At 40.9% G+C, this 24457-nt stretch carries 21 protein-coding genes; 17 read left to right on the top strand and 4 right to left on the bottom strand.

Going from position 1 to position 24457, the window contains the following annotated elements:
- Positions 1 to 15: 15 nt before the first annotated feature.
- From PHY73_01775 to PHY73_01760, 4 genes are all read right to left on the bottom strand, one after another.
- The gene (locus tag PHY73_01775; protein ID MDD3374438.1) at positions 16 to 549 is read right to left on the bottom strand and encodes a hypothetical protein; all 534 of its coding nucleotides are present in this window, start codon (positions 547 to 549) and stop codon (positions 16 to 18) included.
- Positions 540 to 2480: a bifunctional DNA primase/polymerase gene (locus PHY73_01770; GenBank protein ID MDD3374437.1), complete on the bottom strand. Its 1941-nt coding sequence runs from the start codon at positions 2478 to 2480 to the stop codon at positions 540 to 542. The genes PHY73_01775 and PHY73_01770 overlap by 10 nt, the downstream gene beginning before the upstream one ends.
- Positions 2443 to 2634, bottom strand: a complete 192-nt coding sequence (locus tag PHY73_01765; protein MDD3374436.1) for a hypothetical protein — start codon at positions 2632 to 2634, stop codon at positions 2443 to 2445. The genes PHY73_01770 and PHY73_01765 overlap by 38 nt, the downstream gene beginning before the upstream one ends.
- A 161-nt stretch (positions 2635 to 2795) precedes the next feature.
- Positions 2796 to 3932 carry a hypothetical protein gene (locus PHY73_01760; protein MDD3374435.1) on the bottom strand — a complete coding sequence of 379 codons (1137 nt, stop codon included), beginning with the start codon at positions 3930 to 3932 and terminating at the stop codon, positions 2796 to 2798.
- 116 nt (positions 3933 to 4048) lie between these two features.
- Here PHY73_01760 and PHY73_01755 point away from each other — a divergent pair, with 116 nt between their 5' ends.
- The 17 genes from PHY73_01755 (at position 4049) to PHY73_01675 (ending at position 24398) form a co-directional block, all read left to right on the top strand.
- On the top strand, positions 4049 to 6577 hold the full coding sequence (locus tag PHY73_01755; GenBank protein MDD3374434.1) for a DEAD/DEAH box helicase family protein: 2529 nt from the start codon (positions 4049 to 4051) through the stop codon (positions 6575 to 6577).
- A gap of 8 nt (positions 6578 to 6585) precedes the next feature.
- Positions 6586 to 8499: an N-6 DNA methylase gene (locus PHY73_01750; GenBank protein MDD3374433.1), complete on the top strand. Its 1914-nt coding sequence runs from the start codon at positions 6586 to 6588 to the stop codon at positions 8497 to 8499.
- 246 nt (positions 8500 to 8745) lie between these two features.
- Positions 8746 to 9195, top strand: coding sequence for a hypothetical protein (locus tag PHY73_01745; protein MDD3374432.1), 450 nt, complete (start codon positions 8746 to 8748; stop codon positions 9193 to 9195).
- Positions 9196 to 9199: 4 nt separating this feature from the next.
- Positions 9200 to 9625 (top strand): hypothetical protein, encoded by a 426-nt coding sequence (locus PHY73_01740; GenBank protein ID MDD3374431.1) that lies wholly within the window; start codon positions 9200 to 9202, stop codon positions 9623 to 9625.
- A gap of 20 nt (positions 9626 to 9645) precedes the next feature.
- Positions 9646 to 10119, top strand: a complete 474-nt coding sequence (locus PHY73_01735; GenBank protein ID MDD3374430.1) for a hypothetical protein — start codon at positions 9646 to 9648, stop codon at positions 10117 to 10119.
- A gap of 186 nt (positions 10120 to 10305) precedes the next feature.
- Positions 10306 to 15174 (top strand): alpha-2-macroglobulin, encoded by a 4869-nt coding sequence (locus PHY73_01730; GenBank protein ID MDD3374429.1) that lies wholly within the window; start codon positions 10306 to 10308, stop codon positions 15172 to 15174.
- 1 nt (position 15175) lies between these two features.
- Positions 15176 to 17506 (top strand): penicillin-binding protein 1C, encoded by a 2331-nt coding sequence (gene pbpC, locus PHY73_01725; protein MDD3374428.1) that lies wholly within the window; start codon positions 15176 to 15178, stop codon positions 17504 to 17506.
- Between the two features lie 74 nt (positions 17507 to 17580).
- Entirely contained in the window at positions 17581 to 17949 is a 369-nt protein-coding gene (locus tag PHY73_01720; protein ID MDD3374427.1) for a hypothetical protein, read from the top strand.
- The gene (locus tag PHY73_01715; GenBank protein ID MDD3374426.1) at positions 17942 to 18514 is read left to right on the top strand and encodes a helix-turn-helix transcriptional regulator; all 573 of its coding nucleotides are present in this window, start codon (positions 17942 to 17944) and stop codon (positions 18512 to 18514) included. Before PHY73_01720 ends, PHY73_01715 begins: the two co-directional genes overlap by 8 nt.
- A gap of 136 nt (positions 18515 to 18650) precedes the next feature.
- Complete coding sequence (locus PHY73_01710) at positions 18651 to 19412, top strand: class I SAM-dependent methyltransferase (GenBank protein ID MDD3374425.1); 762 nt, start codon at positions 18651 to 18653, stop codon at positions 19410 to 19412.
- A 273-nt stretch (positions 19413 to 19685) separates the two neighbouring features.
- Entirely contained in the window at positions 19686 to 19847 is a 162-nt protein-coding gene (locus PHY73_01705; GenBank protein ID MDD3374424.1) for a hypothetical protein, read from the top strand.
- 32 nt (positions 19848 to 19879) lie between these two features.
- The gene (locus PHY73_01700; GenBank protein ID MDD3374423.1) at positions 19880 to 20347 is read left to right on the top strand and encodes an SPOR domain-containing protein; all 468 of its coding nucleotides are present in this window, start codon (positions 19880 to 19882) and stop codon (positions 20345 to 20347) included.
- 601 nt (positions 20348 to 20948) lie between these two features.
- The gene (locus PHY73_01695) at positions 20949 to 21557 is read left to right on the top strand and encodes a TetR/AcrR family transcriptional regulator (GenBank protein ID MDD3374422.1); all 609 of its coding nucleotides are present in this window, start codon (positions 20949 to 20951) and stop codon (positions 21555 to 21557) included.
- Positions 21558 to 21641: 84 nt separating this feature from the next.
- Positions 21642 to 21998, top strand: coding sequence for a DUF3416 domain-containing protein (locus PHY73_01690; protein MDD3374421.1), 357 nt, complete (start codon positions 21642 to 21644; stop codon positions 21996 to 21998).
- Between the two features lie 118 nt (positions 21999 to 22116).
- A complete protein-coding gene (locus tag PHY73_01685) occupies positions 22117 to 23133 on the top strand; it encodes a DUF21 domain-containing protein (GenBank protein ID MDD3374420.1) in 1017 nt (338 codons plus the stop codon).
- Positions 23134 to 23147: 14 nt separating this feature from the next.
- Complete coding sequence (locus tag PHY73_01680; protein MDD3374419.1) at positions 23148 to 24167, top strand: DUF21 domain-containing protein; 1020 nt, start codon at positions 23148 to 23150, stop codon at positions 24165 to 24167.
- A 33-nt stretch (positions 24168 to 24200) separates the two neighbouring features.
- The gene (locus PHY73_01675) at positions 24201 to 24398 is read left to right on the top strand and encodes a lipopolysaccharide assembly protein LapA domain-containing protein (GenBank protein MDD3374418.1); all 198 of its coding nucleotides are present in this window, start codon (positions 24201 to 24203) and stop codon (positions 24396 to 24398) included.
- The last annotated feature ends 59 nt before the right edge of the window (positions 24399 to 24457 follow it).

Raw genomic sequence — 24457 nt, 5'->3', positions numbered from 1 at the left:
ATTTTTCCTAAATCATTAGGGTTGTGTGTCTGTAACACTGACCACGGTTCCGTTAAACATGCGCTTGACCTCATCAATCTGTTTAAGCGACTCCATATCAATCCCGTCCAGCATTTCAAGCTCAGCGGGGGAGTAGAGATGCAGGCTTTCCTCTGGGACGGCTGGGACACTTGTTTTCGTCTCTTTAGGAATAATGATTTCTTGTTCATTAGTTTGTTTTTCTTTTCGGGCGTGAGTCATCGGCATGCGTCCCAAACGTCCCAAAATATTTTTTTGAATTATTTTATCCTTTGAATTACAATCGGAAGGCTTTCTGATCGTAAATCCTTTATCTCCGGATGACTTAATCCCGATCAGTTCAAAAATGCGCTGGCGGTGCTGATGCCCCTCGGCACCCGGATAAACAACGCATCCAAACCGTCCGCCCGGTTCAATAAACAAATGCTCGCCCTTGCGGTCATTACCGGTTTCAGCGCAGGCAGGGCATCGGGCAATGATCTTTTTACCCTGATGCTTTACGCATTCCAGTTGTGCCAAGTCTAATCCCATTCTTGAGACTCCTGACCTTGAAATTTGACGCGGCGAAATCCTTTGACAGACTTTCCGTCCCGCTTGATCGAGTGCGCTTTTGACGTCCCAAACAGCTCCAACATTAAACCTTCCAGCTCACGATGCACCACGGTGATGGGCTTGGGATTCCAGCCCTTGGAAGGACAATATTCAGCGTAAGCCTCGACGATTTCTGAGACTGATAAATCCATGTGATCATCACGGTCAATGGTATCCTCAAGAAAATGCCGCAGACTGTCGCTTTCAGCGAGCAGAGCATCAATCACACCATCTTGGGACGCGGGCATGCCGATGTCACCGTGGTGTTGAATATCTTCAAGAAGGAGTGCCAATCCCTGAAGCGCCCAGTTAAGAATGCCAGAGCCTTCTTGCTCGATCAAAACATCCGCAAAGTTAGGGATCTTTTTGACCGGGGGCGGGCCCTCAAAACGGCAGATCAATAAACGGCGTTTCCATGCCCCGATGTCGCCGTCCAGCTTGACCTGCAATCGTGAATTGGCAGTGATCACAATGCAGAAATTGCCCTGTATCTGAAAGCATCCGGTTCCGCCTTTTTGCTCAGCATCAAACCAGTCCCCGCCGACCAAACCTTTAATCACATAAGCGCCTTTTTCAGAGAGGAATTTGCCCGGCACATCAACCCCAATGAGCAAAGTCTTTTTCAAATAGCGGTAAAGCTCAAAGCGTTCACTTAAATGTTTGGTGCGAAGCTCAGTCACATTCATCTGCCCGATAAGTTTTTGAATGATCAAGGCGAGAGTGGATTTTCCCCGTCCCGGGAGTCCCTCTAAAATAAGAAACCGCTGAATGAGGTTGTTCCCCAGCAAACACAAGCCGACGTATTTCTGAATGATAAGCGCGTTCTCAGGTGTAACCGCAGGCAGAAGAAGATTATTTAAGAATTGATCACACTCGGCGTTTTCATCAAAGGCAATAGGGCAGAAATTGCGTGAGAACATCTCCGGTGAAAAAGGCAGAAGGTCAGCCTCGTTGTTATCCTTAAACGTGATAATGCCGTTTGCCAAATGTACGAAGTTGGACGCCTTAACAAAGGCGTGGCGCTTTTCGCAGACACCTTTCAAATGTGCCACAACGTGATTCAATGTGGTCGCGGTGCGTTTGGCTTCCAAGGCAGGGACGGTATTTTCGCGCGAGACATCCAGCATTCGCTCAGAGATTTCATTCTTGATGAGGTTCTCGGTAATGTCACTGTAAACGCCTGTTTTCTCATCATACCGGTAGAACGCCCGCTCATCCGGCTCATAGATTTGAATGTGTTCGGTGTTGTGCAGTCCCGCCCAGAAACTTTGATTGATCGAGGCCAGCCTGTCCTTGTTGTTGAAATAATACGGATCGCCGTATTGATCGACCAACGCGCTGAATGATGGATCATGAATGGTTTCAGATTCGTTATTATTCATCGGGATGTAGTCTTTTAGAATATAAAGAAGCTCGCCGGTTGTGATGGGGGCGATGGGCTCATTATGTTCCACAATGTAGGCCGTGCCAGTGTCTGGGTGAATGGAGCCCGGGCCCACTACCTGAGAACCGTAAGAGATAATTTCGCCATGATCTTTGCCGTTTTTCTTGAGCTTGATCTTTTGAGGGATGCCCGGACAGAGAAGATAATAGTGAACGCCTTTTTTCGGTGTTTTGACTGTGAAGGTCTGAGGAAGGTGTTTGCGTGCCAAAGCGACCATTTCCGCAGAATCCGCGTCAAGAATAACCAGATCACCCTGACCGCCTAAAACGCCGTAATTGTTGCCCTGATCAAACCACGGTTGAATGTCTGTCAGCGAATAGGGACGGTTGGGCCAGTCTTTTTCAAACGGCTTCTTTGTTTTCGGTAGCAGTTTCACAAAGCCGAATTGTTTATTGTGCAGTTGATGAGGTATTTGCTTTTGATCCATTATGATCGCCTTTATTATTTGATGGTTTAAATACAGCCCGGTATAAACGAAGCAGACTCTCAGCTTTGGCGCTTGCCTCATCAAAAGAGATCACCTCGCCATATTCGCTGAAATAAATGTCCTGAAATTCTTTGATCGCCTGTTCGTTTAGCATGATTCGTTTTGGGTTAATAAAAAAACTCTGTGGCTTTTGCTCACAGAGTTAAGTTTAGGCGAATCTCAGAATTGTTGTAGATTGATAAACGGAAGGATTTTTAAGGTTTTCTATATATAAAGAAAAATCAGAAAAGGCAGGGTGTTTCTGTATGGTAAGGCTTAATATCCGGGGATTTCTTTGCGCGTTTTATTGATCCATGCTTTTTTGGTGTTGAGTCTTTTGGCTTTGTGGCGTGCGTAATCTTTTTTGCTATGGTATTGAGCAAAGCAATTCTTTCCGTCGGTAGTTTTACTGCAAAACTTTTTATTGCGGTAATATTTGGCAAGCAAGTGGCAGTGGGCGCATTCGATGAGCTGATTATTTTCTTTGGCATCATTGATCAAATCATCAAAGAAAAGACCAATAAACTCGATTACCGGATTGTATCTTATTTCGCGTCTAAGCAGAATAAAATTATTCGCCTCTTTTATAAATTTTGAAGATATTTTTTGTTTGTCTCGCCACAGAAAACAAAGGCGTGCTATGTTTTTTAATAGCTTTATAAAATCAGAGTCTTTATAGTGGATAACCTCGTCAATTTCCTCAATGAAATCTTTTGCTCCTGTGAGGAAGTTCTCGACGTCGCCTTCGTCGAAACTTTCTTGCGTATGATAAGCGGTAAGAATGTGGTGGATGCGTTCCGGCTTGAGGCCGGATATGATATCTCTTATTTCAGGGGCAACTTCTGAAATATTTTTATACGAGTCAATTCCGGTGCCATAAGGAGCGTCTTTATTTATTTTGGCTACGCTTATTTCATTGAGGTGTATTCTTAGCCCCAAGAAAATCCGCTCTTGTTTATTGGCAATACAATTATCCAAATACTCTTTATCGAAAGGGATTGTATCGAGCTTGAAGATCCCGCGCTTCTTGCTGGCAACTTTTTTGTTGATAATCGCGAGGACATCTCTTTTGTTTTTTTTATACATTGAATTTTCTGCTTTAAGATAATCAGCGTAGGATGAGGTGTCGTAAGGAATGCCTTGGTCTTTGAGTAGTTTGGGGTGCTTGGCTTCAAAATATGTTAGCCAATATTTTGCATCAACTACGATGCCTAATGCGTCCATCTTCTTGGGAAAGAACTCAATATCAATGCTTTGACCTCCCGAATACTCGAAGATCCCGTAGTCCTTATATTTCTGGGAACAGAAATTGCACTCCTCATAATCGTCGTGAATGTAGATAAAATTGTCAGTTTTTTTTGTTTCGGCCATATCGATAGTTATTTGTTTGGTTAAGCCATCCAGAATTTTCATGGATATTGGCGATTTTTGTATTATAATGTTTTATAATCTTTTTGTAAACAAGAATGACCTTGCGGGTGGTGCCATTAATAGAGCTCTGAAGCTAATGGGAATCAGGAAGATAGGATATGTCTAAAGAAGCTAAAGCAAGAATTAAAATTAATAAACTGTTGGAAGAATCCGGTTGGCGGTTCGACTCCAGTGAAAAAGGTTCGGCAAACATTCAGCTTGAAGCTGGCGTTAGGTTTGAGGATTTGGGAGATGACTTTGAGAACGCTCAAACTCACGACAAGAGACGCGGAGCAATCGATTTTCTATTACTTGATAAGGATGGTCGTCCATTAGTTGTTGTGGAGGCTAAAAAAGAATCTATTGAGCCATTGTCTGCCAAAGAGCAGGCTCGTAATTACGCTCGCAATGTTGGTGCCCGATTTATTATTCTTTCAAACGGAAACATTCATTATCTTTGGGATACCAAACACGGTACGCCTAGCCCTATTGTTCGGTTCCCCTCACAGGATTCCATTACGCAATATGAAACATATGTTCCTCAACCCGATGTGCTAGCAGAAACGCCGGTTGATGAAAATTATGTGATTGCGACTCAGATGCCTGCTTTTGCCAATGATCCTGATTTTCAGGATGAGACCAAGCGTCCTGATTTCCTGCATCGCCACAACTTGAAACAATTACGCCCATATCAAGTCAAAGCGATAAAAAGCCTACAACAGTCCGCTCAAAAGGGGAATATGAGGTTTTTGTTTGAAATGGCCACAGGAACGGGAAAGACTCTTGTCTCAGCGGCAGTTATCAAATTGTTTCTCAGGTCTGGCAATGCCAAGCGTATTTTGTTTTTAGTTGATCGTCTGGAATTGGAAGATCAGGCGCATAAGGCGTTTCAGAATTACCTTGGCAAAGATTACACAGCTGTAATTTATAAAAAAAATCGCGATGACTGGCGGAAGGCAAATATTGTTGTCTCAACGATTCAATCATTTCTGGCTGGCGATCGGTATAAGAAAGAGTTTTCCCCCACAGATTTTGAGTTTATTCTTTCAGATGAAGCCCACCGTTCTATCAATGGAAACAGCAGGGCGGTGTTTGAATATTTTGTTGGTTATAAATTAGGCTTAACAGCCACGCCTAAAAATTATTTAAGAGGATATGAACATACCGGTCCTAGTACCCAAAGAGATTTTGAGCGCCGTCAGTTGCACGATACATATAAAACTTTTGGATGCGAACCTGGCGAGCCAACGTTTAGCTATGATCTTCTTGCTGGCGTTAACGATGGATATCTTATTAATCCAACTCTTGTTGATGTACGCACAGAGATTACGAATCAGCTTTTATCTGATCAAGGATATGCGGTGCATGTTGTGGATGACGAGGGGGAGGAGAGCGATCAAGTTTATACGCATAAAGACTTTGAAAGAAAGTTTTTCAATGAAGAAACAAATATTGCAATGTGTAAGGCTTTGTTGGAAAACGGATTTCATGATCCAATTGCCAAACAATTCGGAATTGATCTGTTCGGAAAAACCATTGTTTTTTGTGTTTCACAAGCTCATGCCGCAAGAATAACCAATATTTTAAATAAGATGGCTTTGGAGCGCTGGCCAAGCGTCTATGGACAATCTGATTTCGCGGTACAGGTCACTTCTTGGGTGCAGGGCGCACAGCAAATGACCATCAATTTCGCTAATAATCTGTTAGGTGGTAAAGTAAGGCAGCCAGACGGTTATGACTCCAGCAAGACGCGCGTTTGCGTTACTGTTGGAATGATGACCACCGGATATGATTGTCAGGACATTTTGAATCTTGCCTTAATGCGACCTGTATTCAGTCCGTCAGATTTTGTGCAAATCAAAGGGCGCGGAACTCGTAAATATAGATTTGAGTATAAAGATTATGATCAGAATGAAAAATATGAAAATCAAAAAGAGCGGTTTAAGTTTTTTGATTTCTTTGCGGTCTGTGAATATTTTGAAAATGAGTATCCGTATCATGAAAAATTAAAATTACCTCGTGAAGGTAGTGTCGGTGGGACTGGTCCTGGTCCGGGTCCTGAAAAAGGTACGATTGATATTAAACAGGATGATGAAGTTGCAACCATTGACCATACAGAAGTTGGCTCCAAAGGTATGCGGATTGACCGCGAAGGATTTAAAAGAGCCGTTGAAGAAGATGTCCTGGAGGATGAGATTCTTAAAAATCTTTGGGAAAATGGCGATACATCTGAAGCTGTGGAATACACAAAAACACACATTTTTGAAAAGCCCAAGCACTTTTTGAATTTGGATAAGATTCGCAAAGCCTTTAATGTTGATCGCAGGATATCAGTCAAAGAATTTTTAATGGTTGTTTTTGGGCAAAAAGACGGATTTGAAATGAAAGATGATTTGTTGGAATCCGAATGGATTAAGTTTCAAGTTGTTAACAATGTGGATATGCAACACTTCGATGCAGTAAAAAGTTTTTTCAAAGCGTATATTGTTGATGAAGAAGTCCGCGAGATCGTTGAGACAAATAAGGTGGCAGAATTCTTCTATCGCTCATCATTCCGTTTTGACGAGTATGAAAAGCTCAATGGCTTTAAAATTATTGTTCCATCTTATATAAAAGATTACGTATCTTTAAACACATTTATGCGATAAGGAGAAAAATGCTCACACAAGAAACTAAGCGACATATTGACGCGGCTCGCCAAGTGCTGGTTGGAGTTGTACCAAACCCTACATCACAAATTGACCAGATAACGAATGCTTTAATTTATAAATTTATGGATGACATGGATCAGTTGGCGATTCGGGCAGGTGGAGATCCGTCATTTTTTGTTGGTGATCTTGAACAATATTCGTGGACAAAGCTGATGAATTCACGTTTAGGGAATCAGGAAAGAATGAACCTTTACTCTGAAGCGTTGGTTAAATTTTCCGAAGCTAAACAATTGCCAGCTCTTTTCCGAGGAATTTTCAAATCTGCGCTTTTGCCTTATCGATCACCTGAAGTATTGGGCCTATTTTTAAAAGAAATCGACTATTTCGACTATTCTCACTCCGAAGAATTGGGTAATGCGTATGAATATCTTCTTTCAATTATGAGTAGTCAGGGCGATGCCGGGCAGTTTAGAACGCCTCGCCATATTATTGATTTTATTGTTAGAGTCGTTAATCCTACTAAAGACGACAAAGTCCTTGATCCGGCTTGCGGCACGGCTGGATTTTTAGTAAGTGCGTATAAACATATTTTAGAGCAGCATGATGGTGTCGATGAAAAGGGTAACAAAAATAATGAAAAGCCATTAACGCCTGATGAACGACGGGCACTTATGAATAACTTTGAAGGATACGATGTTGACCCAGGAATGGTGAGAATTTCCCAGGTAAACACATATCTTCACAACTTCAAAAATCCTAGAATATATAATTACAATACACTTGCTCAGGAAGAACGCTGGGGAGACAAATTTAATGTTATTCTTGCCAATCCGCCATTTATGACCCCTAAGGGCGGAGTGAGTACGCATAAGCGGTTTAGTATTCAATCAAAGAAAGCTGAAGCTCTGTTTGTGGATTATATTTTGCAACACCTCAATCCTAGGGGCAAAGCGGGAATTGTTGTCCCTGAAGGAATTTTAGAGAATGATGGGAGAGATTTTTCAAGGTTAAGAAAATTGTTAATCGATAGTGGCCTTTATGCCGTTGTGTCTTTGCCGATAGGTACTTTTAACCCATATAGCGGCACTATAAAAACAAGCATACTTTTCATTGATAAAAATATCGCAGAAAAGAATGATCAGATTTTACATTTTCAGGTTAATCATGATGGTTTTGATTTAGGTAAGAATAGGAGTTCCATTGATCTAAATGATTTTCCTGAAGCAGGTCGCATTATAAAGGCTTTTCATGCGACATTATTTAGTGGAGAACCTTTGACGACTTGTTCGTCAAATGTAACATTTTTTAATAAGATTGAGGTATTAAAGAATAAGACATTTTCACTTAATTTAAAAACATACAACTTGTCAGAGTCAAAGTTTTTGAAGGATTTGAAAATCATTGGGCAATTATTTGATATTGAAAAGGGTAAGTTGCAAAGTTCAAAAAATAAGGCTGGCAAATATAATTTTATTACTGCGTCAGAAGATTGGAAAACGCACGAGACGTATACTCACGATTGTGAGGCTTTAATATTTGCGATGGGCGCCTCGGGCTCTTTGGGTAGAACTCATTATGTGAAGGGTAAATTTATAACCAGCGATCTTTGTTTTATTCTTATCCCTAAAAAGAATAGTTTAGAGAAAATAGATTTGCGATTTTATTATCATTTTTTTGTGTTAGAAAGAGATCGAATAGTTGCAGATTTGGCACGAGGAGCAGCGAAGAAAGCAATAAACAAACGAAATTTCCAGGCGTACAAAATTCCTTATTTACCATATGAAAAACAAAAGGAGATTGTTTCTAGCATTGAATCTCTTGCTTCGGAAATCGCCAAAGAAAAAGAGTTAATACGCAAACATGAAGCGTCTATATTCAATATGGAAAATAATATAAGAAAATTAATGTTAGAGGGATAAGTAAATTACTAAGACATGAAAACTTTCTTTAAAAATATTTTTGAGAGAGATCAATGCGAAATTGCCTGAGTGATTGATTGTGACATCTCCGTAATATTGCCAAGGATGATTGTACGATATTGACTAGAATCAATAAGATAAAGAAGTATATGAGGGGCAGGGGATTAAACGGATTTTGACTAAAGACAGTCAAGATCGCTGGGATTTAAAGCGTGTTTTGGGGTGCTGCAAATAGGAGCGGAGGAAATGAAGCCGACCAAAGTAAATTTCTTTTTTGCTATGTATTTATGTTTATTAGCGATCTTTTGGCCTAAAAAACTGGTTGAGAAAGAAAAGGAAGATAATGCAAGACGTAATGACGTGTCAACCGATGAAGATCGAGAGTCGAATGCGTATATCGTTAATCGCGCTTTTTGGAATTCATTTGGTTTAATTTTAGTTTTTGGATTATCGGGTGCCCTGACAGGAAAATTATTATTTTGTAAATATGGACAAGCGGGAAGTATCACGATTATTACACAACAAATTATAGGGGCTTGTCTATTGCTTTGGGGAACATTATTTGTTCGTGGCTGGGAAATACAAACATACAAAGGCGTAACGCTGACAGAGCGGGTAAATCAGTGGATTTATCGGACAATGTATTGTTTGGGGACAGCTATTCTTGTGTGTTCAATCGTCTGGAGCTACAGTTAGTATAATGATGAAACATAAACCATATAATACCAATTTAGCAGCTGAATATTATGTTTTGTCTATGCTTTATCGCAAGGGTTTTGACGCGCATTTAACATTGGGCAATAAGAAGTCGGTTGATATTGTTCTTGAAAAAGAAGATGGAACGCTTCTGACAATAGATGTGAAGGGGCTTGCTGGAAAAATAGCTTGGCCCATGGATAACTTTTCTAAAGTGAAAGAATCGCATTTTGTTGTCTTAGTTTCATTTTTAAATAATATCACTGCTCATGATATTTTACCGGAGTGTTGGATTGTTCCATCGACTGAAGTTACAGAGTTGTTGTATAAGAATCCAAAGGGCAATAGAAAGATGATTAATCGTGGCGGAGAATGGGGGATACTCACCAAAGGGATTGGTTTCAAGGATAATTGGGATTTGTTGAAATGAGTAAATTACTTCAAGCACAAGTGAGATCAGTCGGTGAGCATTATGTTGTCGCACGGCTTACAGCTTTAGGGTTTATTGTCGGTCTGGCGCCAGAGAATACCAGGGCCGTTGATATTATTGCGATGAGTGAGGATGGCAAAAGAAACCTTCAGATACAGGTTAAGACCCGTACGGAAGGTCGTTCTGCCGATAAAGGCTGGATGATGAATGAAAAGCATGAGTCTCTGATAAATGATAATTTGTATTATATTTTTGTGACCTTGCCGGAAGTGTGGAATGATGAGAATCAGCCGACAACATATATTCTTCCTTCAAAAAAGGTGGCTAATATTCTGAAGCAATCACATAAGGATTGGAAAACCAGTCCCGGGCGGAGAGGGCAAAAGCGCAATGATACGAAGATGCGGCGTATTAAGCCGGTTTATTCAGATTCGCCGTCAATACCATCGGACTGGATGGATCAATATCGTGATCAATGGGAAATTTTAAAATAGGAATGGCAGGAAAACTTCTCACATTAAGGCATACTTGACAACGGGTGTATAATAAATACACATCATAATTTTGTCCCGAGTTGAAGGGGGAACCCGGACGTTAAAAAAGTAAAACCTTCGTGGGCGTAGCCTGCGAGGGATTTTTTATTTTATGGAGAATTTTTTACAGAACATAAGGGGGAATAAATGTTAGCGATATTCAAGAAAAAATGGTTTTGGATTACGGCAGTCTTTTTAATCATCAACATTGCGGGATTGCTGAAGATCATATCGCTAATAGACGGGAAGCAGGGGCTTCAAGAAAAGCCCGGCATTTGGCACACCATCAACAAAACGGTCAGAGGCTTTCTCTGGCAGGCCAAGGATTCCAAGCCCTCGGTGACCGGCCCCCGAAGGGTATATGAGGAAAGAGGCTTTGAAGTCAAATCTGTTAAGCCATACATGAGTGGATCTAACGGAGAAATCGGCATCAGGCTTTCCGATGATGTCAATTTAGATGATATCAAAGGCTATATCGCGATCACACCTGAAGTGAATTCTTATATTGAAACAACATATTATGGCGTTGAGGTGAAGGGTGATTTTAAGCCGGGCGAGGTTTATCAGGTTGAAGTATTAAAGGGAATGCCTTCAGCAGAAGGCAAGGCGCTTGAAGAAACTTTTAAGGCTGAGGTTGTTATGCCGGATTACAGCGCGGATGTGGATTTTGAATCCGCGGGGATGTATTTATCTCTTGAGGGAAATCAGCTTGTTCCTGTTAATGTCATGAATGTTGACGCGCTCGACGTGAAAATACACAGGGTGTATGACAACAATATTGTCTATCTTCTCAATAATATGAGCTCTTATTCCATTCCCGACGATTTGGGTGTTGATGTTTTTAAAAAAGAGATTAAAACAGGGACTGAGTTAAACACACAAAAGCAGGTTCTTGTTGATCTGAAAGAAATTCTCTCCAATGATTCCCACGGTTTGTTTTTTATGAAGGTATCCGATGCCGATGAATCATCTTACAAAAGCGACACCAAACTGCTTTTAACAACAGATATCGGGATATTGGCCAAGAAGTCTGAATCCGGGCTTGTTGTCTGGCTTAATACGCTTTCTTCCACAGAGCCTGTTGCTGGCGCGATCGTGAAAGTTTTTTCTCAAACGAATCAGCAGATTTTGGAAGGGACGAGTGACGAACAGGGGTTTGTTTATTTCAAAGATGTGGATTGGGCAGGAGACAGGAAGCCGTTTGTTATCACTGCCTCAACAGATTTTGATCTCTCCTTTATTGAGGCGGAGAAATGCGCGCTGTCTGAAACGGTCTTTGATATTGAAGGACGTCCATATTTAAGCGCGGGTTACGAAGGGTTTGTTTATTCGGACAGGGGCGTTTACAGGCCCGGTGAGGTTGCGCGTCTGCGCGCGATCATAAGAGGTATTGGCGTTGAGGTGCCGGGGTCTTTTCCGGTTGTGTTTGATATTAAAAAGCCTGACGGTATGCGCTTTGACAAGGTAACCGCCATGCTGTCATCGTTCGGCGCGGCTGATGTGGATATTTCGCTTCCTGATTACGCGCTTACAGGTGGGTATCAGGTGAGCGTTAAACTGCCCGGGTCTGAAAAGGCAATAGGTAATTATTCGTTTAATGTGGAGGAATTTGTTCCTGACCGGATGAAGGTTGAGGCTGTTGTGCCACAAGCGCGGGTCAAAACGGGCGAGATGATTCCTGTCAAAGTAAAGGCTGAACATCTTTTCGGGGCACCGGCCGCTGGACGGTTAGTTGAGCTTAAATATGTCTTAAAGCCTGTTGATTTTGAGGTGAAGAAGTTTTCTGACTTTAGATTCTCTGATGAGACAGTTGAGTTTATGAAAAAGACGGTTTCGCACGGGTTTAAAGATACCAATGAAGCGGGTGAGGCTGAATTTGATGTCAAGATCGCTGAAGATATTCGTCCGCCATCGGCATTGAACGCGGTTTTTGTCACCACCGTCAAAGAGCTTGGCGGGCGGGCTGTCACATCTTATTCCAAGGTTGATGTTGACGCGTATCCCTATTATGTCGGTATCCGCAAGACCAACGAAGGATATGCTCAAGAAGGTGAGGATGTCGGGTTTGATTATGTTGTGCTTTCTTCGGATGGCGCGGCAATGGTTGTTGATGAGCTTGAGGTTGAGGTTTGCAAGATCATTTGGAATACGGTTTTGAAGAAAGATCAGGACGGGCGGTATCGTTATGTTTCTGATGAAAAAGAGGAATGTGTTTACGATGAGGTGATTAAGACCGAGACCTCGCAAGGAACATTCAGTTATAAAGCGGATTCTTACGGCAGTTATATCGTCAGGCTCAAAGGAAAAGGTGATAACGCGCATACGGCGAGCTTAAAATTTCATGTCTCGGGATGGGGGTATCAGCCATGGGCGATGGAGCGGCCGGATCGGATTGATTTGGAGCTGGATAAGAAATCGTACACGTCTGGTGAGGAAGCACGGTTGATGATCAAGTCGCCGTTTAAAGGAAAGGCGTTGATTACGATTTCAAAGGATGAAGTGCTTTCAACACAAGTTGTTGCGCTTGAAAATGAAACGCAGGAAATTCCGATTGCTGTTACAGATGAGCTTGCGCCAAACGCGTACGTTTCTGTGACCGTGATCAAACCTGTTATTCCGGGAGAGAAATGGTCGGCGCACAGGGCGTATGGAATTATTCCTTTGATGATGGATAATTCAGCGCATCAATTAGATGTTCAGGTTAAGGCTCCCCAAAGCATGTTGCCAAGAAAGAGTGTGGATATCGCCCTTGAGGTTAAGAATAAAGACGGAATGCCGCAATCGTCCGAGGTGTCTGTCGCGCTTGTGGATGAAGGGGTATTGCGTTTGACCGGTTTTAAAACGCCGGATCCGTATGAATTTTTCTTTGGTAAGAGAAGGCAGGATATTCAGACCATGGATCTTTATTCGCTTTTGATGCCTGAGATCGATCAAAAGAAGATCGGCGCGGATTCCAGCCCGTCGGCTGGTAAGGGCGTTGATTTTGATCCCAGAAAACATATGAATCCTGTGAGCGCGAAAAGAGTTAAGCCGGTTGCGTTATGGAAAAGTGGCATTGTGACAGACGCGCAGGGTAAGGCAACGGTAACGTTTGATGTCCCTCAATTTTCAGGGAATTTGAAAGTGATGGTGGTTTCAGCGGGTGATAATGATTTTGGAAGCGCTGATGCGGATATTAAAGTTGCTGAGCCGGTGATGATCAAGCCGACTTTGCCGAGGTTTCTTTCTTCAGGGGACACGTTCATGATTCCTGTGCCGGTCTTTAACACGTCAGGAAGTGACGGAAAGGCGAGTATTACGATCGAAGTATCTGATGGGTTTGAGGTTATAAGCCAAAAGGCGTTTGATATTGATGTTAAAGATAAGACGGAAGGATTTGCGCGATTTGAGTTAAAGGCGCCTTTGCTCCCCGGAAAAGCACACATCAAAATCAGTGCCTCATTAAACGGGCATGATACTTTTCAAGAGGTTGAAATTCCGGTTAGGCCCATGGCGCCGTTTACCAGCATAAGCGGGGCGGGCATGATCAAGGCTCCGGCTGATGAGACGCTAAGGATGCCTGATGGGTGGCTTAAAGGTACTGCGGGTTACGCGTTATCAGTTGTGCCTTTGCCGGGCATCAAGCTTGCAGGGGGATTGACATTTTTGATGGAATATCCTTATGGCTGTATCGAGCAGACGACATCAACCGTATTTCCGTTATTGTATTTAAAAGATGTTGCCAAGTTTGTGGAATCCAAGTCATGGAGCGGGCGCGGCGCGGACAATTATATTCAGGCAGGGATTAAGAGAATATTGTCCATGCAGACGTATTCCGGTGGGTTCTCTTACTGGCCTGGGTATAAAGACGCGTATCCATACGGCAGTGTTTACGCGACCGATTTTCTTGTTGAGGCGGACAAGGCGGGCTATGTTGTGCCGAAGTTTGAGAAAGATGTGGCGTTAGATTATTTGGAAAAGGTTCTTTCAGGCAAAGAAGAAGATTATTCGCTGGATTTAAAAGCCTATGCCGCGGCTGTTTTGGCGAAAGCCGGTCGGGTGAAATCGTCATGGATCAGACGTTTGCAGGAGAAAGAAGAAAGCCTGCCGGTTTACGCGCGGTATCATCTGGCGATAGCCTTGGCTTATTTGGGAGATGACAAGAGCGTTTCTCAAATGCTGGGCAAGAGTTATCCGGAGGAAAAAGTTCAAAGAGAAACGGGCGGTTCGCTTAATTCCTACACAAAACAAAACGCGATTGCCTTATCAGCGTATATGGATGTTGATCCTGATAATGAAATGGTGCCGATATTGGTCAAACGGGTGGAATCATCGATGGACGAAGGGCGCTGGGGTACAACGCAGGATAACGCGGTTGCTCTTTTGGCGTTGGGCAAATATGCCCGATATATCGAGTCACAGGATAAAGAATATTCAGGCAGTGTGATGTTGGGGGATCAAATGATCGCGGGCTTTGACAATTCCAGCCCGGCGTTGATCAAGGATAAGGATTTGGGCGGTCAGGATGTCTTTTTATCCGTCCAGGGTCGAGGGAATGTTTATTATTACTGGAATTCGTCTGGTGTTTCACTTGAACAGAAAGTTGAAGAAGCTGATTCAGGATTGCGCGTAAGAAGAAAGTTTTTAGACAGAAACGGGAATCAAATCAACAAGAATGACATTACGCAGGGCGAGACAGTTGTTGTTGAATTGTCCGTTGAGACTGATTTGAATTATGAAAATGTTGTGATTACTGATATGCTTCCGGCGGGTTTTGAGATTGAAAATCCGAGGATTGAAACACGAGACGGTTCAGGTTTATCGTCGGAGAAAGACTTCTTGCCGGATCACATTGATATCCGGGATGACAGGTTCCTTATTTTTACGGACATGCCTTCAGAGAATAAGTTTACTTATAGGTATGTTGCCCGCGCCGTGACACAAGGCAATTTTATTTTACCGCCTGTCAGCGCTGAGTGTATGTATGACCCGAGTATTAAAAGCGTCAGCGGGCAAGGGCGTGTGATTATTCATTAAGATGAAAAGAATCAACCTTAAAAAATTATTCAATGGTTTGTGTGTCTTGACAGTGACGGCGTGTGTGCTGTCTGTGGCGGGATATGTTGCTATTTTAAAGTTTGTGCCGTTTCCGTATACCGCAATCGAGAAGATTGGCTATTCGCGCACGATTCTCGACAGGGAAGGGAATTTGTTAAGGGCTTTTCTCGGTGAAGGAGATAGATGGCTTTTGCCGGTAGATCTTGATGAGGTAAACCCGAATTTTGTCAATGCCACGATCGCCATTGAGGATAAGCGGTTTTACGAGCATTTTGGTGTGGATGTTCAGGCGGTCTTGCGGGCGGTTAAGCTGAATGTGGCGAATCAGCGGGTGATTTCCGGGGCATCGACGTTAAGCATGCAGGTGATCAGAATTTTGGAAGGAAGGAAACGGAGTTTCCTCAATAAGATCATTGAGACGGTTCACGCGATACATCTTGAGAGACTGTATACGAAGGATGAGATCTTAAGGTTTTATTTTGAGCTTGCGCCTTATGGCGGGAATATCCACGGGGTCAAAGCCGCGTCCTTGCGGTATTTTCAGAAATTGCCTCAAGATTTGAGTTTGTCTGAATGCGCGCTTTTGGCAGGGCTTCCGCAATCCCCCACTTATCTAAGACCGGATCGTTATCCTGATCGGGCTAAACAGCGACGTGATCGTGTTCTTTCGAGCATGTTGGAGAATAAGTTTATTACAGACGAGGAATACAGGATCGCCAAATCTGATCCTGTTGTCGCGGGTAATTACGCGTTTCCATTTAAGGCTCCGCATTTTACGCGTTTTGTCAGAGTCAATTCTAAAGAACAAACGGTTGTGACAAGCCTTGATTCCGATCTTCAGCATTTTGCCGAGACCGCGATTAAAGACATGGTTGTCCGTTTGGAATCAAGCGGTGTGTCCAATGGCGCGGTGGTGATCATTGAAAATAAAACGGGGAAAATACGTGCGATGGCAGGTTCTGTTGATTTTTTCTCTGATGAGAATTCCGGGCAAATCAATGGGGCATTAAGTCTGCGCTGTCCCGGCTCGGCACTCAAGCCGTTTACATACGCGATCGGTTTTGACAAGGGATTGTATACGCCTCGAATGATTTTGGCGGATGTACCTGTTCAATATAACGGCTATCGTCCGCTTGATTATGACAAGAAATACCGCGGGCCGGTATCTGTCCGTGAGGCGCTGGTGGATTCGCTAAATATTCCAGCTGTCGAGGTGCTTGATAAGGTGGGGTATCAGAATCTTTATTCTACGCTTAAGAAAACCGGGGTGACTACGCTATCTAAACCGCCTTCACATTATGGGTTGGCGTTGACATTGGGGTCGGGGGACGTGAATCTGCTTGAACTGACCAATGCGTATACGTCATTCGCGCGTCTTGGCGTCTTTAAGCCGTATAGTTTTCTTGAGGGTGGAGATGCTGTTGAGGGAAAGCGGGTTTTCTCGCAAGGCGCTTCATTCTTGGTCGCGGATATTTTGTCAGATTCAAATCGGTTTAAGGATACGCAATATCATCACGATAAAACGCATCCGAAATTTGCCTTTAAGACAGGCACATCATACGGGCATCGAGACGCTTGGACAATAGGCTTTAATCCGGAATATACCGTCGGTGTTTGGCTTGGAAATTTTTCAGGCAAGTCCTCCAAGGCTCTTGTTGGTCTGCCAACCGCGGCTCCAGTTGTGGCGAGGGTGTTTGATCATGTATACGCGAAGAAGCAGGCGCCATGGTATGACAAGCCTGATTCTATTGGAGAACGAGACGTTTGCGCTTTAAGCGGAAAGCCTGCGACGGCATTATCGCCGGTTGTTGTGAAGGATTATTTTATTAAGGGCGTGAGTGTGAGCCTGCCGTCGGATATGCATAAAAAGATCGCCATTGATAAAGAAACAGGTTTGGCGCTTGATGATCAGTTGAAGCAGGAGCGAGAGTATACAGAAGAAGTTTTTGAGATTTGGCCGCAGAAGTTGCAGACATGGGCTAAGCAGAATCGAGCTAATTATCACGAGCCTCCACGGTATTTAGAGCAAGACAGCAGATTGGTGAATTTAGATAAGAATCGTCCGAAAATTATTTCTCCGTCTCATGGGACGGAATATTTTAAATTGAATAATCAGATGAATGATCAGTTGGCTTTGCTTGCGGACGCGGGGTTTGATAGCGGCGCGCTTTTTTGGTTTGTGGATGACAAGTTTTATCAGAAAAGCAGTGCGGGGCAGAAGGTGTTTTGGAATATGATGGATGGTGATCATAAGATCGCGGTTGTTGATGCCAACGGCAGAAGCGCATTTGTTAAAATTGTGGTGAGATAGAGAAATTCCTGTCAGGAATATTTTAGGTTGTTTTTTATCTTTTAATATGGTATATATTCTTATGGAGAATGTTTATGTCTTGGAATTTATGCAACACGGATAAGTACGATCGTTCTTTTAAACAGTATCAAAAGAAACATAAGGATGAACTGCAGGCGGTTTTGGCGAATTTGCTTGATTATAAGACTGCGGTGGATTCAGGCATTGATCCGTTGCGTGTTCAGGCGGGATTCATTCATCCGGAACCCATGGGCGTTGTGGCGATCGATCAGAAGCGAGGCGGAGTTAGGAAGAAATTGAAGCAGACGCGGTTGTATTTGTATCCGGATAAAGAAAAGCGTGAGATTTGGCTTATTACGATTGGCGATAAAAACACGCAGAAAACAGATATTCAGTTGGCAAAAGAATTTGTCAAAGCAATAAGGGAGAGCGAAGATGGCTAAAAAATTTAAAAGTGTTCAGGACATGGTGAAATCTTTGTCTGAGGATAAAGAATTTGACCAGCAGTTTGATGAACAAGTCAACAAGCGCCGGTTGTCCCGGTTTTTGTTCGTTTTGCGTAATCAAAAGGGGATGACACAAAAACAAATGGCTCAAAAGCTCGGATGCACACAAAGCCGGATTTCCAAGATCGAGCATGCTGAGGATATGGATTTGACGGTTAAAGATTTGTTGGATTACGGCAGGGTTTTGGATATGAACATCAATTTTAACTTTGCGCCACGGAATCTGAAGATCGTTGATTTGATTCGTTTTCATTTGCACGCCATTCATCAGTTGATCAAACGGCTGGTGAAGCTTTCAGGTGACGATGATCAGATGGGTCTGGGGGTTCTCAAGGCCATGAGAAACACGACAGACACTTTCGCGGACAATTTATTATCTAATTTGAAGGATTTGATCGCGGCGCAGGCAAAATCAAACAAGTTTAAGAAGGAAATGTTCACGGTTTCCGAGATTAGCGGCGATTTTGAGGAGCAGGATCAGAAAGAGCTTGCTCATAAATAACAGGTGCTGGTCATAAGAGTGGTGCGAACCTTCTTCACCCAGCCACCCTTACTTGACGCCCAGGCGAAATAAAGCTGTCTGGAGCCGCAACCTCACTCATTCGGGTGAGGTTGTGATTTAATAGGAGAAATTTTTTATGAAGCAATGGTATGAAGAATTATATGTAAATTATGGAAATAAATACGACAGCGAGTGTTTTGTGAAGGGAACGTTTGGCGAGTGCGACTTTATTGAGAAAGAGATTAATGGGAATAAATCATTAAAGATTATTGATATTGGTTGCGGTACTGGTCGTCATACGATTGAGCTCACAAAAAGAGGGTATAATGTGACAGGGGTAGATCTGTCTGATTCGCTACTTCAAAGGGCGAGGGAAAAAGCACAAGAACAATCCTTGGAGATTAATTTTCAACAGCAAGATGCAAGGAAGCTTCTTTTTGAAGGTGATTTTGATCTTGCGATTATGCTGTGTGAAGCAGGTTTTTCTCTTATGGAAACGGACGAGATGAATTTTGAGATTCTTAAGAATGCTACGAAGGCATTAAAAGATAACGGCAAGTTGATCTTTACTACGCTAAACGGTTTATTCCCGCTGTTCCATTCGGTTAAAGAATTTTATGAATCGCAAGCTAAAGAAGGAAACGCTCAATGTAAGGACTGCACTTTTGATCTGATGACGTTTCGCGATCACAATACCGCTGTTTTTGAAGACGATTGCGGAAATAAGAAAGAACTCAAATGCAACGAGCGCTATTATGTGCCGAGTGAGATTACGTGGCTTTTGAAATCGTTGGGGTATAAGAAAATTGATATATTTGGAGCAAAGCTGGGGGAATTTTCGAGGGAGCATAAATTAACCACAGAAGATTTTGAGATGCTTGTTGTTGCTGAGAAATAATTATTCAGGAATAAGAGAATTGAGCCGTTTGACCATTTGTTCTTTTGAGTTTAGTTGTGCGATGGAGTGAAGTTTGTTGAGGCTGAAGATGCGGTGGATTCGGTTTTCTTGGCAGTTGTGTAGTTTTTTTGTTGAAATTCAGCCGGGAGGTTTTCAGGGATGGTTATGAGCTTCGGTATATGTTTTCGGTGGATCCCCAGCTTTTCAGCGGTTACGATAGCGTATTCGTTAGGGTTGATTTTCAGGTAGGCTTTGACATATAATGTTTGTTGAATGATATTAATTGAGGGTCGGGTTTGCGTTCTTTTGGCAATGGATCGTTCAATTTTTACTGATTTGCGACTTTCAAGCTTTTATGAAATTTCACAAGCACCTGAATTGATTGGGATTCTGAAACTCGCCTGGCGTCAAGTTTGGGACCCTCAGATATTCTAGCGGTTAAAGCTAGCTAAACAATAGGAGAAGAAATGGAATATAAAGAAAGTCTTTTAAAAAAAATTTTTTCATGGACCAATATTGGGTTTGTTGTTCTTTTTATGATTTTAATCTTTTTTGTAGCCCAATTGCTTGAATCATGGAAGCCAGAGGAGCCTTCGGTTCCTGAGGAGATCAGCGAACAAGAAGATTTTTTTCCCGAGGAGATAGATCAAAAAATCGTTGAGGTGCAGCAAGAGGATGAAGTTTTTTTGCAACCTTTGATAGAAAAGAAATTTCTTGTTCAGGTTGCGTCATTTCAGGATAAAAAAAGATCTGATACAGCTATTGAAGAGTTAAAAAAGAAAGGTTATGCGCCTTTTGTTGAGACAAAAGATTTAAACGAAAAAGGGATTTGGTATCGCGTTTATGCTGATGGATTTGAAACCAAAGACCAAGCCCAGAGCTTTTTGGATATGGTTAAAAAAGATTATCCAGGGTCTTTCATTCGGAAGATGTAGCCTTGCAAGCTTAACGTTCTTTTTAAAACCCTTAGAGGCAGTGCCTTTAAGGGTTTTTTGTTTTTAGTATTTTTTATGTTGTTTTAAGGTATAGCATTTTAAATTTTTAAAATTTTAATTTATTGTGTATTTATTGTATTTTAATTAAGGTTTTTCATAAGACAGATTCTAATTTGCGTGAGTTATCGATCTTATCTTTATTAGCGAGAGGGCACTGGTTGATCAATGATGGCATTTTAAAAAGTAATTGCGTTGAGGATGTTTTATATGTTTTGAATAGCAGAAATTAAAGTTTTTTATTCTATTAAAATCTTTATTGGTTATAAAAGTTATTTTTAATGCAAGATAAAATAATTTTGAGTTAATTTATTTTGCGTTTTTTTATTTTTACTGGAACATAAGTTTTAGAAGATATTTTTGAGCTCTTTCGTAGTGTGGCACATAAACGAGGGGAAACCGATCATGGGGAAAACTGAGGAGTTAAGTGAGTATTTATCTTGACTAAAATAATTCGTAGTGATATTATGTTAGTGATTATTCATTAACATATGAGTGTTAAAGTATATTTGACTATTTTTATTATGCTAGAATGGAAATTGTAATGAAAAGAAAAGCGTCGTCGCAAAGGAAAATCGAGATTATTAGCTCAGCTGCCGAAATACTTATTTTAAAAGGCTTACAAGATTTAACCATAAAAAATTTAGCACAACGAAACAAGATTTCGGAAAGCGCTATTTATCGTCATTTTAAAGACAAGCAGTCGATTCTTATTGGGTTGATTGACCAGTTTGAGAATGACCTTCTTTTTGTTATCGATCAACCTATAAAGAATCACCAAAATCCTATTGAGCAATTAAAAGAAATTATGAGAGCGCATATTGTGTTCGCGCAAAAAAAGAAAAGTTTGCTGTTTGCCGTTACTTCAACTGCGATTCATCTTAAGGATGATTTTTTAAGAAAGAAAATATTAGGCATAACGGATAAGTATCGATTACGAATAAAAAAGATACTTATAAAAGCAAAAGAAGAAGATTTTTTACGTGATGATATTGATATTGATACGGCTAGTTTTGCTTTTTTTGGGCTTATTCGATCAGCTAGTGCACATTTTGCTTTAACCAATTATAAGAATCCACCAATTAGTAAGTTTTATACATTATGGAATATTTATTTCCACGGTATTGAAAAAACAAAAAGTTTTAATAAATAATATTAAACAATTGTATTTGTTTATTAAAGAATAAGAAGGATTAGGATGTTCGAGAAAAGCAACGCTCCTTCCAGTTAAGAAAAAATGAATCATGCTTCGCGTATTATGATTGAAAAAGTTTTTCCTGAGATCGATGCAGGAGCTTTTCCTGTTAAAAGGGTTATTGGAGAAAATGTTGTTGCGGAGGCCAATATTTTTGTTAAGGGTTATGATGAGATTGCTGCTGTGCTCCTTTATCGGACAGCGAAAGAAGACAAGTGGAACGAAATTCCTATGAAATCTTTAGCCAATGACCGGTGGATTGGGTCTTTTTCTATAAAAAAACAAGAAGATTATTTTTATAGTATTCGCGGCTTTATTGATGAGTTTGATACATGGCGTAAGAGTCTTCAGAAAAGAATTGACGCTCAGCAGGATATCTCTATCGATTTAAAAAGTTGATTCGGCTTCACATTTTTGTAAAAAAGAAGGAAAAAATAGAGATTATGTTAATAAGTGACTTTTTTTGTTTTGGATTATTTTTATATTTAAGAAATATTTAATTTAAAGAAAAATGCTAATGAAAGTATTTACCTGGATAGGCGTTGTTATTAGTTTAATTCACTGTGGTTTGTTTTCTGGATTAAACTTGGGTTTTTTTGGGTCTAGCCGTTTACGGCTGGAAGTGTTGGCAGAGATGAATGATCCTGATGCGAAGAGGGTTCTTTCGTTAAGGAAAGATCTACATTTTCTGTTGGCAACTTTGCTGTGGGGAAATGTGGGCAGCGTTGTTCTTTTGACGTTATTTACTGATTCAGTCATGAACGGAATAGGGGCGTTTTTCTTTGCAACAATTGCTGTTACGTTTTTCGGGGAGATTATTCCACAAGCATATTTGGCTAAGCATGCGTTGAAGGCAAGCGGTATTCTTGTTCCCATTATTCATTTTTATCAAACTCTTTTGTATCCTTTTGCTAAGCCAACGGCTCTTTTTTTGGATAAATGGCTTGGCAAAGAAGAAACAAGCTATTTTGATGAGAATGAAATATCTGTTTTATTGCGTCATCATGTTCAGTCGGGCAATACAGATGTTAGTCATTTCGAGGGGATGGGGGCTTCCAATTTTCTAGCTCTTGATGACATTCTCGCCAAAGATGAAGGAGAAATCTTAGATCCGAAAAGCATTATTGCTTTATCTTTGAACATAGAGGGAGTTCCAATTTTTCCAAAATATAAAAGAAATGCTAATGATAAATTTCTTCAAAAAGTTCATGCTTCAGGAGAAAAGTGGATAGTTTTTACGAATAAAAATGGAGACCCTTTGTATGTTCTGAATGCGGATCAATTTTTAAGGGATGCGCTGGATCAAGAATGTGCCAAAAGCATATATACATATTGTCATCGACCGATTGTTATTAAAGAAAGCAAGATGAAATTGGGTGAAGTTTTATTGAGACTTAAAGTTAGAGCAAAAAGCCCTGAAGATGATGTTATTGATAATGATATTATTCTTTATTGGCGTCAGGAAGAAAAAAGAATTATAACAGGGGCGGATTTTTTGGGGAGGCTTTTGAGAGGGATAGTTCCTCGGAAGTAATAATTTTCGAATTTATGATCATATTTAAATCAATTGGAATTTTGATTTGTATTTTGCATTCGGCGATGTTTTCTGGCCTTAATCTAGGATTATTTGGTCTAAGTCGACTAAGGCTTGAGGTGCAGGCTAAGACAAACAATGTTGATGCGGCAAGAATCCTGAATTTAAGAAAAGATGCTCATTGGTTATTAGCCACGATATTATGGGGAAATGTCGGAGTGAATGTTTTGTTAACACTTTTGATAGATTCTTTCTTTCCTGTTTTTTATGCATTTATTTTTTCGACTTTTTGGATTACTTTCTTTGGCGAAATTATTCCTCAGGCATATTTTGCTCGTCACGCATTGAAATCAAGCAGGTTCCTTGTTCCGATTATTAGATTTTATCAGTTTCTTTTGTTTCCTATTGCTAAACCATCGGGTCTATTTATGGATGTTTTATTAGGAAAAGAAGAAACGATTTTCTTTAAAGAAGATGAAGTTAAGGTTTTTCTTCATCGGCATGCTCAATCGGGAAGCACGGATGTTGGATTTTTGGAAAGTTTAGGAGCCTCTAATTTTTTATCTCTTGATGATATTGATGTTGAAAAAGAGGGAGAAATTATTAATTCGAATAGTATTTTGCAATTGCCTCTTTCCCCAAAGGGGTTGCCACGCTTTCCTCCTTACGAGCAGAGTTTTGATGATCCTTTCTTGAAAAAGATTAATGCTTCGAGGGAAAAATGGGTTATCATAACGAACGAAGAGAATGATCCGGTTTTTGTTCTCAACGCAGACCAATTCTTGCGTGATGCGATATATTCCAAACAAGTTAGAAGCATTTATACTTATTGCCACAGGCCTATTGTGGTTACCGAATCGGGGACAAAATTAGAGGAAGTTATTCTTAAATTTAAGGTATCTTCGAAACATAAAGATGATGATGTTGTGGATAACGACATTGTTTTGTATTGGAATAATGAGAAGCGGATTATTACTGGAGCAGATATTTTAGGGAGGCTTTTGAGGGGCATTGTTCAACGAATCGCTAATTAGGGAAAAGTGAGAAGTTTTGCTTAGGGAGGGCTGGTGAAATTTAAAAATATTTTGTTATTAATTTTTGGAATAATCTTACTTGTTGTTTTATTGCAAAATACCCAAGTTGTTTCTATGCGATTTTTGTTTTGGCAAATAAGTATGTCAAGGATCATCCTTTTACCACTTGTTATGTTTTTTGGTTTTGTTATTGGTTTTTTTGTTGGAAGAAAATCACGGGATTGGCAATAAAAAATATAAAATTGAATTAAAGGAGAAAATATAAATTTATTGTTGTTTGTATTTATATT

The organism is Candidatus Omnitrophota bacterium (assembly GCA_028693815.1).
Classification (GTDB): Bacteria; Omnitrophota; Gorgyraeia; order Zapsychrales; family Aceulaceae; genus Aceula.
This window is presented reverse-complemented; position numbering and strand designations above follow the sequence as displayed.